The following is a 12,987-nucleotide window of genomic DNA, read 5'->3' on the forward strand; positions in this document are numbered from 1 at the left end:
CCTTGTCAGGGCGTTGCTTATGCTCCCGACTACCCCCTACGGCAGGGCGGTCACGGGGCACATCCACCGGTCGCCACGTTATGCGGGGACCGGGTCGGGCATGTTGACGAATACCCACGCCGAGCGTGCGCGGTCGCGCACGTTGACCCCGGCGACGTGGTCGGCGGGCCCAGCGAGGCCGCACCGCCGACAGGAGAAGTGGTCCCGGGTGGGCCGGTTGGCCCGTTCGGTGTTCCCGCAGCGCGGGCAGCGCTGCGAGGTGTAGGCCGGATCCACCTCCAGGTAGGGCACCCCGGCGCGGCGCGCCTTGTATTCGATGAAGGTGCCGAGTTGGTGGAAGGGCCAGGAGGACAGTCGTGCTCGCTGGTCGCGTCGAACCGTGACCCGCTCGCGGATGCCCCTCAGTTCTTCCAGAGCGATGCCGCGTTCGGTGCGTTGGGCGACAGCAACGACTGTCTTGGCGATCTTGTGGTTGATGTGCGTGGCGTGCCGGGCCTCCCGGCGCGCCCGCTTCTTCAGCAGCTGCCTGGAGGACCGTGTCCCTTTGGCCTGGATCTCGGCCTTCTTGCACGCCTGCCACCTACGGTATCGGCCGAGGCGGCGCCCGGAGTGGTTGTCGCCGTCGCTGGTGGTGGCGAGGTTGGCGATACCGCGGTCCACTCCGATCCAGCCCTTGGGCTCGAACACCTCCGGCTCGGGGATGTCGACGGTGGCGACCAGGAACAGCTTTCCGTCCCGCCGGACCAGGTCGGACTCACCCTGGCGGTGCTCGGCGAGCTGCTTGAGCGCCCCAGCCGAACAGGCGAAGCGGATGTTCTTGATCCGGCCCGCGAGCGTCCAGATCGACACCGTCCGTGCGTCGTAGTTCCACGACAGACACCGGTCGTCGTACGTGTGCGCCGCATCCGGTCGGAACACGATCGGCTTGGACTCCGCCTTCACGCGCCGCTTCGAGCCCGCAGCACCGAGGTTTCCGGCCTTGATGCCGGCCCGCAGCGCCTGGTAGGCGTCCGCGACCCGCTTGATCACATGCTGCGCAGCCTGGGCACCGAACCCCCGGCCCTTCAACTCGACGTAGCACAGCCCGCGCAGCTCACGGACCGATCCCTTCAACCCGAAATGCCGCCGGGAGACCTCCGACACCCAACAGGCCGCCTCGTTCGCCGCGCGCAGGGTCGACTCGACAGCCGACGCCTGCACGGCATCCGGCACGAGCTTGACCTGCACCACGAGCTTCATACCGATGACCGTACAAACCTCACCGGACATGTGGCCGACTTCCGTAAACCAGTCCCACCTTCCAGCGAACCAGCGACCACCTGTTCGACCCCCGGCGTTCTCCAGCTCCGCCGGACACCCCCTTCCGGGCGCGAACGCCCGGGATTCCTCGCAAGATCACGCTGAACGTCCCCCTTTCCGAGTTCACCGGCGTGTGGGCCATGTCCGAGGCCGGGCACGGGGCGGCAGCCGTCCGGATTCGGCCGCCGATGACCGGCCGTGACCGACATCGGTCCATATCGTGAACAGGGCATAGCGCTTTCCTGCCTGGTTCGCATAGAAATCGGCCATGCTCTGGGTCCTGCTTCTTGTGGTCGCGTGGGGCGCGGCCGCCGCATCCTGTATCCGTCTGTGCCTCGTCACCTCGGGTGCGGCGCAGCGACCGGCCGGTGCCGCGCGGGCGCCCGCCTCCCCCGAACTCAATCTGTACGAGACGGCGTTCCTTGCGGGCGGACCGCAGCGGGTGGCCGATCTGGCGCTGGTCTCCATGCATCTGCGGCGCAGGCTGCTGCTCGCCCGCACGGGCTGGGCGACGGTCGTCGACCCGGAGGGGCGGGACGAGGTCGAGCGCACGGTGATCCGCGCGATCGGCCCGGAAGGGCAGTCCCGGATAGCCCCGATACGGGCCGCGGCGGCGGCCACCGACGCCGTACGCGCCCTCGCCGACCACCTCGTCGCCGCGGGGCTCGCCGTGCCGCACGCGACCACGACGGTCCTGGAGTCGGCGGTGCGGGCCGTGCGCGGGGCGGGAGTGCTGGTGGTGGTCCTCGCGGTCACCGCGATGCTGATGCCGGGTCAGGGCACGGGCTACGGAGGCCCGGTGGCCGCCTGGTTCGGGCTGCCGCTCGTGCTGACGCTGGGCTGCCTGGCCATCGCACGGGTGGAGAACCCTCCGTACAGCCGGTGGGCCTCCCCCACGGGGCAGCGCTGGCTGGATTCGCTGCCGGCCCCGGCGCGTGGCGCGGACCGCGATCTGCTGGCCGCGCTGGCGGTGCGGGGCGTGGGAGCCCTGGAGGACCCGGACCTGAGGGCGGCACTGTCGAGCGGACCGCGCACCGGCGTCTGACGCGCGCGGTACGGGACAGAACAGCACCGGGGCCGCCTCCGTGGGGAGGCAGCCCCGGTGCTGTGTCCGGACCCGGTGTCGCTGGAACGACGGGCGGCGGCGTCACACGCGCCGTTGCCCGCCAACTGATCTTCCGGGTCGGGATGACCGGAAACGCTGGCTATGCGAGTCCGGCCACCAAGTCTGCGACGGACTTCCTGCGTCCGGTGTAGAACGGCACCTCTTCCCGCACGTGGAGCCGCGCCTCGGAGGCCCGCAGATGACGCATGAGGTCGACGATGCGGTACAGCTCGTCGGCCTCGAAGGCCAGCACCCACTCGTAGTCGCCGAGCGAGAACGAGGGCACGGTGTTGGCACGCACATCGGGGAAGCCGCGGGCCATCTTGCCGTGGTCCGCGAGCATACGGCGGCGGTCCTCGTCGGGGAGCAGGTACCAGTCGTAGCTGCGCACGAAGGGGTACACGCTGACGTAGCCGCGCGGCTCCTCGTCGGCCAGGAAGGCCGGCACGTGCGACTTGTTGAACTCGGCGGGGCGGTGCAGCGCCATGTTCGACCAGACCGGCTCCAGCGCGCGGCCCAGCTTCGTGCGCCGGAAGAGGTTGTACGCCTCCTGGAGCGCTTCGGAGGTCTCGGCGTGCCACCAGATCATCAGATCGGCGTCGGCCCGGAGTCCGGACACGTCATAGGTGCCACGGACCGTGGTGTCCTTCGCGTCGAGCTGGTCGAACAGCTCCTGGACCTCGTCGGCGTAACCGGCGCGGTCCTCGGGAAGGACGTCCTTCAGCTTGAAGACGGACCACAGGGTGTAGCGGATGACCTCGTTGAGGTCCTTGGCCTTCTTGCCTGCGTTCGGAAGCTTTTCTGGCGCACTCATACGGCTATTGTCCCGCCTCGCTCCCCGTGCCCCGAACCCGGGTCGGCGTGTTGCCGATCTCCCCTTCGGCATCGCCCGTGAGGTCCCGGGCGATCTCGTCGGCGGCGCGGTGCGCGCTCGCCACGCAGGCCGGGATCCCGACGCCGTCGTACGCCGCTCCGCACACCCGCAGGCCCGGCAGTTTGGCGACCTCGTCGCGGATGCGGGCGACCCGGGTGAGATGACCGACGGGGTACTGGGGCAGCCCGCCGATCCATCGGGTGACCTCGGTGTCCACGGGCCGTGCCGTCAGGCCGGCGGCGGAGGCGAGGTCGCCGAGGGACGCGGCGACGAGCTCGGAGTCCTCGCGGTGCAGATGCTCCTCCTCGCCGTAGCGGCCGACGGAGGTGCGCAGCACGAAGAGGTCGGGGGCCGCGTCGGCGACCCACCGCCACTTGTTGCTGGAGAAGGTGGAGGCCTTGATGGTGCGGCCGTCGACGGGCGGTACGAGGAAACCCGAGCGCCCCAGGAGCGCGTCGTTGCCGGCGATGTCGGAGCGCCTGAAGGCCATGGTGACCAGGGCCATCGAGGCGTACTCGACGGCGGCCAGCTCGACCGAGGCCGCTGGGCACTCGGCGGCGAGCAGGGTGGACGCGGACCAGGCGGGGGCGGCCAGGACGACGGCGCCGGCGGCGATCACCCTGCTGTCGGTGCGCACGTCCCAACCGTCGCCGGTCCTGGTGAGGCCGAGCACCGGGGTCTCGGTGAGGATCTCGGCGCCCCCCGCCCGTACGGCGTCGGCCACGGCGCCCGGCAGGGTGCCGATGCCGCCCTCGATGCCCTGGAAGACCGGTCCGGTCTGCTGCCGGGCGGCGGCCCGCTCCTGGATGCGGAGTACGCCGTCGAGGAGCGGGCCGCCCTCCTTCACCGCGTCGAAGAGCTGGGGTACGGCGGCGCGCATCGAGATCCGGTAGGCGTCGCCCGCGTAGACCCCGCCGAGCAGCGGCTCCACGAGCCGGTCGACGACCTCACGGCCGAGCCGGTCGGCGACGTAACTGCCGACCGCGACGTCGTCGCCGACGGCGGTCGGGGTGAGGTCGCGCTCCTCGGCGATCCTGGCAAGACCCTCGGGCGAGAGCACACCGCTGAGCGCCGCCGGGTCGCCGGGGACGCCCATCACATGTCCCTTGGGCATGGGGCGCAGGGCGTCTCGGGTCCAGATCGACGCGGTGGCGGTGGCGGGCGGCTGGAGCCGGTCGCCGATTCCGGCCGCGGTCGCCAACTCCACCGCTTCGGGCCGGCGCGCGAGCATCGACTCGGCCCCCAGGTCGACCCGGGTGCCGGCGATCTCACCGGTCATCAGCTTGCCGCCGAGCCGCGCGGTCGCCTCCAGGAGGGTGACCCGGATGCCGGAGGCCAGCAGCCGGTGGGCGGCGGCCAGTCCGGCGATGCCGCCGCCGATGACGACGACGTGGCCCGTACGCGTGGTGTCGCGCTGAAGAGAACGCTGCATGGGTCCACTCTCTCAAACCCGTCCCGAGTCCCGAACGTGACCGCTTCGAAACCGCTGACAGGAAACCCGCGCACCGGCCCCCCGCGTCGAACAGGCACCAGCAACCACAGCCCGGGGGGACGCGACATGCCTATCGACCGACACACGGACAGTCATCCACCGGTCAGCCGCCGTTCACGCGCGCTGGCGGCCTCCGCTCTGCTCGTGGCGCTCCTGGCCACCGCCGCGTGCTCCGGCTCCGACAGCGGTACGAAGGACCGGGGAGCGGTGTCCGACGGCAAGGCGGCGGCCCCCGCCGCGACCGGTGCCGGCGGCGAGTCCGCCACGCGGTCCACGGACGGCTCCTCGTCGGCTCCGAATGCGGACTCCACGGTCGCGGTCCACGTCATCCGCACGGCGACGCTCTCCGTCGAGGTGAAGGACGTCCCTGACGCCGTCGAGGCGGCCCGGGGCGCCGCGGAGGACGCCGGTGGACTCGTGGCGGACGAGAGCACGCGACGGGTCGACGACACCCACGACACGTCCCGTCTCGTCCTGCGGGTTCCCCAGGCCGGCTACGAGGAGGTGCTGAGGGGCCTCGCCGGGTCGGGGAAGCTGCTGTCCCGCACCTCGAACGCGAAGGACGTCACCGGGGAGGTCGTCGACGTCAAGAGCCGGATCGCCACCCAGCGGGCGAGCGTCGCGCGGGTCAGGGACCTGATGGACAAGGCCGAGGAACTCTCCGACGTGGTGACGCTGGAGGGTGAACTGAGCAGCCGGCAGGCCGACCTGGAGTCGCTGCTCGCACAGCAGGCGTCCCTGAAGGACCGTACGACGCTGGCGACCATCACCCTCGAACTCAGCGAACCGGCAGCGAAGTCCGAGGAGTCGGACGACGAGGACAGCGGGTTCGTCAACGCGCTGAGCGGCGGCTGGGGCGCGTTCGTGACGACGCTGCGCTGGATCGGGATGGCGATCGGTGCCGTGGCGCCGTTCCTGGCCACTGCGGCCGTCGTGGTGCTTCTGTGGCGGCTGCTGCGCCGCCGGCTGCCCCCGCGCCCCCGTACGGCACCCCGGCAGGCCACGGGAACCGCAGAAGCCACGGAGCCCACGGAGGCCCCGCAGCCCCGGTAGTTCACGCGGGCGCCGTAGCGTGGGCTCCTGACCCTGCACACGGCGGCGAAGGGACCTGGCAATGGCGGCGGAGCGACTGGTGGTCGTCGGAGGCGACGCGGCGGGCATGTCCGCCGCGTCGCAGGCCCGCAGGCTCAAGGGGCCGGACGCGATGAGCATCATCGCCTTCGAGCGGGGCGACTTCACGTCGTACTCCGCCTGCGGCATCCCGTACTGGGTGAGCGGCGACGTGGAGGGGCCCGACGCGCTCATCGCCCGTACGCCCGACGAGCACCGGGCCCGTGCGATCGATCTGCGCACCCGCACCGAGGTGACCGGGATCGATGTCGCCGGGCACCGGGTGCGGGCGCTGGACCGCGACAGCGGCGAGACGTACTGGACGGGCTACGACAAGCTGGTGATCGCCACCGGCGCGCGTCCGGTGCGCCCCCGGCTGCCCGGGATCGACGCCCCTGGTGTCCACGGGGTGCAGACCCTGGGCGACGGCCAGGCACTCCTGGAGTCGCTGGAACGGGCCCCGGGGCGCCGTGCGGTCGTCGTCGGCGCGGGCTACATCGGCGTCGAGATGGCCGAGGCGATGCTGAAGCGCGGCTTCGAGGTCACGGTGCTCAACCGCGGCGCGCAGCCGATGGCGACGCTCGACCCGGACATGGGGCGGCTGGTCCACGACGCGATGGACGGTCTGGGCATCACCACCGTCGACGGCGCCGAGGTCACCCGGATCGACACCGGCGACGACGGACGTGTCAGGGCGGTCGCCACCGAGGATGCCACCTACCCGGCGGACGTCGTCGTGCTCGGCATCGGCGTCGAGCCCGAGACGGCCCTGGCCCGCGAGGCCGGTCTGCCGCTCGGACCCCACGGCGGCCTTCTGACGGACCAGTCGATGCGGGTCGTGGGGCACGACGACATCTGGGCGGGCGGTGACTGCGTCGAGGTCCTGGACCTCGTGGCCGGCCGCACCCGGCACATCGCGCTCGGCACGCACGCCAACAAGCACGGCCAGATCATCGGGTCCAACGTCGGGGGCGGCTACGGCACGTTCCCCGGTGTGGTGGGTACGGCGGTGAGCAAGGTCTGCGACCTGGAGATCGCCAGGACCGGGCTGCGCGAGAAGGACGCCCGCGCGGTGGGCCTGCGCTATGTCACGGTGACCATCGAGTCGACCGGCCGGGCGGGCTACTACCCGGGGGCGGAACCGATGACGGTGAAGATGCTCGCGGAGTTCCGCACGGGCCGGCTCCTGGGGGTGCAGATCGTCGGCCGTGAGGGTGCGGCGAAGCGCGTGGACGTCGCCGCGGTGGCACTCACCACCCGGATGACGGTGGAGGCCATGACCGCCCTGGACCTCGGCTACGCCCCGCCGTTCTCCCCCGTCTGGGACCCGGTCCTGGTGGCCGCCCGCAAGGCCGTGACGGCGGTGCGGGCGGCGGGCAGCTGACCGGCGGGCAGCGGTACGGCCGGCAGTCGGCTAACGGGCCGTCCGCCGGTGGACGTACTCCACCAGGCGCGTCAGGGCGTCCGGGTCGGTGTTCGGCATGACGCCGTGGCCGAGGTTGAAGATGTGGCCTTCGAGGCCCGCGGCTGCGTCGAGCACCTCGCGGGTCTTGGCCTCCACCGCCTCGGTCGGCGCGAACAGCACCGCCGGGTCGAGGTTGCCCTGAAGTGCCTTGCCGGGGCCGACCCGGCGGGCGCCCTCGTCCATCGGGACGCGCCAGTCCACGCCGACGACGTCCGCGCCGGCCTCGCCCATCAGGCCGAGCAGCTCGCCGGTGCCGACGCCGAAGTGGATGCGGGGGACGCCGTACGACGCGACGGCGTCGAAGACCTTCGCGGAGGCCGGCATCACGGAACGGCGGTAGTCGGCGGGGGCCAGGGCGCCGACCCAGGAGTCGAAGAGCTGCACCGCGGAGACGCCGGCCTCGATCTGGACCTTCAGGAAGGCGCCGGTGATCTCCGCGAGCCGGTCGAGCAGGTCGGCCCAGAGCTCCGGGTCGCCGTACATCATGGCCTTGGTGCGCTCGTGGTTGCGGGACGGGCCGCCCTCCACGAGATAGCTCGCCAGCGTGAACGGCGCACCGGCGAAGCCGATCAACGGCGTGGCCCCGAGCTCGGCGGTCAGCATCCCGATGGCCTGGGTGACGTACGGGACGTCCTCGGGCGTGAGGTCGCGCAGCCTGGCCAGATCGGCGCGGGTGCGGATCGGCTCGGCGACCACCGGGCCGATGCCGGGCTTGATGTCGAGGTCGATGCCGATGGCCTTGAGGGGTACGACGATGTCGCTGAAGTAGATCGCGGCGTCGACCTTGTGGCGGCGCACGGGCTGCATCGTGATCTCGGTGACCAGCTCCGGCATCATGCAGGAGTCCAGCATCGCGATGCCCTCGCGGACCTTCAGGTACTCGGGCAGCGAGCGCCCGGCCTGACGCATGAACCAGACCGGGGTGTGGGGCACCGGCTCACGGCGGCAGGCCTTGAGGAACGCCGAATCATGGGTGGCGGAGGTGGTCCGCAGGCCCGCGGACGGGCCCTCCCCTGATCGGGCGGAGCTGGAGTCTGGGGGAAGGTCGTTGGCACTCACGCACAGAATCTTCGCATGGAGCGGGAACGAGCCGGACGTCGCATGGGTGTCCCTCCCTGCACGGCGCTCCGGTTCCGCCTACTCTTCCCCGCATGGCTCGGGCTCAGGGACAATTTTCCGATCAATCCGATGGCACCGACGGCGAGGAGGGCGCGGACGGCGACAGTGTCCCGCTCGTGTTCCGGTCGGCGGTCGAAGCGCTGCGTTCCGCGCGCCTGCGCCCCGAACTGGAGGTCGAGTCCACGCGGCCGCCGAAGCGGCTCGCCCCGCACGCGTACGCCCTGGAGGCCGCCGTCGTGGACGGCGAGGAGGATCTCGCCGACGGGCGTCTGGTCCTCCTGCACGACCCCTCAGGACATGACACCTGGCAGGGCACGTTCCGTCTGGTGACGCTCGTACGAGCGGAACTGGAACCGGAGATGGCGGCCGACCCGCTGCTGCCCGAGGTGTGCTGGTCCTGGCTCACGGGGGCACTGGACGCCCGGGGGCTCTCGTACGGGGAGGCCGGCGGGACGGTGACGCGTGCGGGGTCGCACTACTTCGGCACCCTGTCCGCGCGCCGCCCGGCGACGCAGATCGAGATCCGGGCCTCATGGACACCGCGCGAGGGACGGGGCGGGGTGCCGGACACGGCGGGGCACCTGGTCGCCTGGGGTGATCTGCTCTGTCAGCTCGCCGGGCTGCCGCCCTCGGGCACGGCGGACACGGCCGTGGTGACACTGCCCCAGCGGCGCGGGCCGCAGGTCTCATAACGCTGCGTCATCTTTCGGGAGAGCCGGTCGCACAGGGACCGGCTCTCTTTTCGTACAATCGATCGCGCGTCCTATTTGCCCGAATTGTTACTCACTAAATCGTGATCTTCCTCTAAAGGAGGACGCACCTGCTGCCGAAGAGGTCAATGACCCTTCAAGCATGGTTCGCCCCGGCTTCACCCCCCGAGCCGGCCCGTCCCACCACTCCACTCCCCCCAGGAGGCCTGGTGTCCGTTCTCCTCGAGCAGCCCGCAAGCCTGGTCGCCTACCGCCCGAACAAGCCGACGGCCATGGTCGTCGTGGCCGACCCGCGCGTCCGTTCCACCGTCACCCGCCATCTGTGGGCCCTCGGAGTTCGTGACGTCATCGAGGCGTCGTCCATCGCGGAGGCCCGCCCCCGCGTCGGCAACCCGCGCGACATCTGCGTTGCCGACGTCCACCTGCCCGACGGTTCCGGGCTGACCCTCCTGTCCGAGACCCGAGCCGCCGGCTGGCCGAACGGCCTCGCCCTCTCCGCCGCCGATGACATCGGCGCGGTGCGCAACGCCCTCGCGGGCGGCGTGAAGGGCTACGTCGTCACCGGCACCCGTACCAACATCGGCCACCCCACCCGACCGGGTGTCGCCCCGATCGGCGCCAATGCCGCCCGTATGCACCGCAGGCCCCCCGGCTCCCCGAGCCACCCGGGCGGCTACCGCGAACTCTCCGGCCGTGAGGTGGAGGTGCTCCGCCTGGTCGCCGAAGGCCAGTCCAACAAGGCCATCGGCGTCTCGATGGGCCTCTCCGCCCTCACGGTCAAGAGCCACCTCGCCCGTATCGCCCGCAAGCTCGGCACCGGAGACCGTGCCGGAATGGTCGCCGTGGCCCTGCGAACAGGCATCATCCACTGATCGCGGCACCCCGCCGGCACCTGCGTGGATGCGTAACCGGCCGGTTTACATGCATCGTCGCCCGTCGGCGGAACGTTCCGTCGACGGGCGACGCGCATACACAGATACCCTTGGCATGTGACCGACGCCCAAGAGACCGCAGCAGACACTTCACTGCGAACCACCGGGGGCGCTCCCCCGGACGACGTCGCCCCGGCGCCGATCCCCTTGCTCGAACCACGCGAGGGCATCCCCCCGGTGGTGGCGACGGACGACACGCTGGCCCAGGTGGTCGCGGACTTCGCCGCGGGCACAGGCCCCGTGGCCGTCGACGCCGAGCGCGCCTCGGGCTACCGCTACGGACAGCGCGCCTACCTCGTGCAGCTGCGCCGCGAGGGTGCCGGGAGCGCACTGATCGACCCGGTCGGCTGTCCCGACCTGTCCACGCTCGGCCAGGCGCTCACCGGAGCCGAGTGGATCCTGCACGCGGCCACCCAGGATCTCCCCTGCCTGCGCGACATAGGCATGACCCCGACCTCGCTCTTCGACACGGAGCTCGCCGGACGGCTCGCGGGATTCCCGCGCGTCGGCCTGGGCGCCATAGTGGAGAACGTCCTCGGCTACGCCCTGGAGAAGGGCCACTCCGCGGTCGACTGGTCCACGCGCCCGCTGCCCGACCCCTGGCTGCGTTACGCCGCGCTGGATGTCGAGCTGCTGGTGGACCTGCGCAACGCCCTGGAGGAGGAGCTGGACCGGCAGGGCAAGCTGGAGTGGGCGCTGGAGGAGTTCGCCGCCATCGCGTCCGCGCCGCCCGCTCCCCCGCGCAAGGACCCGTGGCGCCGCACATCCGGCATGCACAAGGTGCGCCGCCGCCGTCAGATCGCGGTCGTACGGGAGCTGTGGACCGCCCGTGACCAGGTGGCGCAGCGCCGTGACATCTCTCCGGGCAAGGTGCTCGGCGACGCCGCGATCGTCGAGGCCGCGCTCGCGCTCCCGGCGAACGTGACCGCGCTGACCGCCCTGCCGGGCTTCGGCCACCGCATGGGGCGCCGTCAGCTGGAGCAGTGGCAGGCGGCCGTCGACCGGGCGAAGGCGCTGCCCGAGTCGGATCTGCCGCAGCCGGGTCAGCAGCCGGCGGGCCCGCCGCCGCCCCGCTCGTGGGCGGACAAGGACCCGGCCGCCGCGGCCCGGCTCTCGGCGGCCCGTACGGCCGTGTCGGAGCTGGCCGAGCGGCTGCGCATGCCGCAGGAGAATCTGATCACCCCGGACACCGTGCGCCGGGTCTGCTGGGAGCCGCCCAAGGTCCTGACCCCGGACGCGGTCGAGACCGCGCTGGCCGGACACGGCGCGCGCCGCTGGCAGATCGAACAGGTCGGACCGCTGCTGCTGCGGGCCCTGGACACCAGCGCCTGACCCGCCCGTACGCGTCCGTGCCCCCTGCCGGCCTCCGGCAGGGGGCACACGCGTGTCGGGACCACCCCATGGACGGTGTCGTCCAGGAGGATCGGGGATCGGAGGGTCGAAGGGGATCGGAGGAGGATCGAATTCACGCCAGTTCCCCGGCCCTCCCTGGCCACCCGCCACGCCCCCTGCGCATGTGACGTTCGCCGCTCCGGCGACGGGGGGTGGGCAGTCCGGTTACCCGCAAGTAGCATGAGGGTCGTGGCGCGCCGATGCGTGCGCCCGCAGCAGTGCCATCCCGCACCCTGGAGGAGAGCCACCGTGCCTCGTACCATCCGGGACGTCGTCTTCGTCGACGGCGTCCGCACCCCGTTCGGCAAAGCGGGCCCGAAGGGCATCTACCACGAGACCCGCGCCGACGATCTCGTCGTGAAGGCCATCCGGGAGCTGCTGCGCCGCAACCCGGACCTGGACCCCGCGACGATCGACGAGGTCGCCATCGCCGCGACCACCCAGATCGGCGACCAGGGCCTCACCCTCGGCCGCACGGCGGGCATCCTGGCCGGTCTGCCGCAGTCCGTACCGGGCTACTCCATCGACCGCATGTGCGCGGGCGCCCTGACCGCCGTCACCTCGACGGCGGGCTCCATCGCCTTCGGCGCGTACGACGTCGTCATCGCCGGTGGCGTCGAGCACATGGGCCGCCACCCGATGGGCGAGGGCGTGGACCCCAACCCGCGTCTCGTGTCGGAGAAGCTGGTCGACGAGTCCGCCATGTTCATGGGCATGACCGCGGAGAACCTGCACGACAGGTACCCCACGATCACCAAGCAGCGCGCCGACGAGTACGCGGTCCGCTCGCAGGAGAAGGCCGCCAAGGCGTACGCCGACGGCAAGATCCAGCAGGACCTGGTGCCGATCTCCGTACGCCGCACCAATGCCGAAGCCGGGGAGACGGGCTGGGGCCTGGTCACCGCCGACGAGCCGATGCGGCCGGGCACCACGCTGGAGTCGCTCGCCGGTCTGAAGACCCCGTTCCGCGCCCATGGCCGCGTGACGGCCGGCAACGCCGCGGGTCTCAACGACGGCGCCACCGCCTCGCTGCTCGCCTCCGAGGAGACCGCCCGCGAGCTGGGCCTCCCGGTCAAGATGCGCCTCGTGTCGTACGCCTTCGCGGGTGTCGAGCCCGAGGTCATGGGCTACGGCCCGATCCCGGCGACGGAGAAGGCCCTGGCCAAGGCCGGTCTCTCCATCAACGACATCGGTCTCTTCGAGATCAACGAGGCGTTCGCCGTGCAGGTGCTCGCCTTCCTTGAGCACTACGGCATCGCCGACGACGACCAGCGCGTCAACCAGTACGGCGGCGCGATCGCCTACGGCCACCCGCTCGCTTCCTCCGGCGTCCGCCTGATGACTCAGCTGGCCCGCCAGTTCGAGGAGCAGCCGGAGGTCCGCTACGGCCTGACGACCATGTGCGTCGGCTTCGGCATGGGCGCGACGGTCGTCTGGGAGAACCCGAACTTCGACGGAGGCACCAAGTGAGCGAGCGCAGCGAGGGAAC

At 71.7% G+C, this 12,987-nt stretch carries 11 protein-coding genes; 7 read left to right on the top strand and 4 right to left on the bottom strand.

From position 1 onward, the window contains the following. Nucleotides 1–78: 78 nt before the first annotated feature. Nucleotides 79–1,239, bottom strand: coding sequence for an RNA-guided endonuclease InsQ/TnpB family protein (locus OG623_RS06225; protein WP_406145024.1), 1,161 nt, complete (start codon nucleotides 1,237–1,239; stop codon nucleotides 79–81). 328 nt (nucleotides 1,240–1,567) lie between these two features. Here OG623_RS06225 and OG623_RS06230 point away from each other — a divergent pair, with 328 nt between their 5' ends. Further along, on the top strand, nucleotides 1,568–2,344 hold the full coding sequence (locus OG623_RS06230; protein ID WP_406145026.1) for a TIGR04222 domain-containing membrane protein: 777 nt from the start codon (nucleotides 1,568–1,570) through the stop codon (nucleotides 2,342–2,344). A 160-nt stretch (nucleotides 2,345–2,504) separates the two neighbouring features. Here OG623_RS06230 and hemQ read toward each other — a convergent pair whose 3' ends face one another. Continuing rightward, a complete protein-coding gene (hemQ, locus tag OG623_RS06235) occupies nucleotides 2,505–3,218 on the bottom strand; it encodes a hydrogen peroxide-dependent heme synthase (RefSeq protein ID WP_406145028.1) in 714 nt (237 codons plus the stop codon). Between the two features lie 4 nt (nucleotides 3,219–3,222). Next, a complete protein-coding gene (gene hemG / locus OG623_RS06240; protein WP_406145029.1) occupies nucleotides 3,223–4,710 on the bottom strand; it encodes a protoporphyrinogen oxidase in 1,488 nt (495 codons plus the stop codon). 126 nt (nucleotides 4,711–4,836) lie between these two features. Here hemG and OG623_RS06245 point away from each other — a divergent pair, with 126 nt between their 5' ends. Continuing rightward, nucleotides 4,837–5,823, top strand: coding sequence for a DUF4349 domain-containing protein (locus tag OG623_RS06245; protein WP_406145031.1), 987 nt, complete (start codon nucleotides 4,837–4,839; stop codon nucleotides 5,821–5,823). Nucleotides 5,824–5,884: 61 nt separating this feature from the next. Continuing rightward, nucleotides 5,885–7,264: an FAD-dependent oxidoreductase gene (locus tag OG623_RS06250; protein ID WP_406145033.1), complete on the top strand. Its 1,380-nt coding sequence runs from the start codon at nucleotides 5,885–5,887 to the stop codon at nucleotides 7,262–7,264. Nucleotides 7,265–7,294: 30 nt separating this feature from the next. On the opposite strand, the gene hemE is transcribed toward OG623_RS06250, so the two are convergent. Next, complete coding sequence (gene hemE, locus OG623_RS06255) at nucleotides 7,295–8,404, bottom strand: uroporphyrinogen decarboxylase (RefSeq protein ID WP_406145035.1); 1,110 nt, start codon at nucleotides 8,402–8,404, stop codon at nucleotides 7,295–7,297. A gap of 92 nt (nucleotides 8,405–8,496) precedes the next feature. Here hemE and OG623_RS06260 point away from each other — a divergent pair, with 92 nt between their 5' ends. From OG623_RS06260 to OG623_RS06275, 4 genes are all read left to right on the top strand, one after another. Continuing rightward, nucleotides 8,497–9,156, top strand: coding sequence for a DUF3000 domain-containing protein (locus tag OG623_RS06260; RefSeq protein ID WP_406145037.1), 660 nt, complete (start codon nucleotides 8,497–8,499; stop codon nucleotides 9,154–9,156). A 227-nt stretch (nucleotides 9,157–9,383) separates the two neighbouring features. Next, a complete protein-coding gene (locus OG623_RS06265) occupies nucleotides 9,384–10,046 on the top strand; it encodes a response regulator transcription factor (RefSeq protein WP_033300087.1) in 663 nt (220 codons plus the stop codon). Nucleotides 10,047–10,163: 117 nt separating this feature from the next. Beyond that, nucleotides 10,164–11,438 carry an HRDC domain-containing protein gene (locus OG623_RS06270; RefSeq protein ID WP_406145039.1) on the top strand — a complete coding sequence of 425 codons (1,275 nt, stop codon included), beginning with the start codon at nucleotides 10,164–10,166 and terminating at the stop codon, nucleotides 11,436–11,438. Nucleotides 11,439–11,747: 309 nt separating this feature from the next. Continuing rightward, nucleotides 11,748–12,968 (top strand): thiolase family protein, encoded by a 1,221-nt coding sequence (locus tag OG623_RS06275; RefSeq protein WP_406145041.1) that lies wholly within the window; start codon nucleotides 11,748–11,750, stop codon nucleotides 12,966–12,968. Nucleotides 12,969–12,987: the final 19 nt, after the last annotated feature.

The sequence above is a fragment of the Streptomyces sp. NBC_01012 genome (genome assembly GCF_045162755.1).
In the GTDB taxonomy this organism is placed as follows: domain Bacteria; phylum Actinomycetota; class Actinomycetes; order Streptomycetales; family Streptomycetaceae; genus Streptomyces.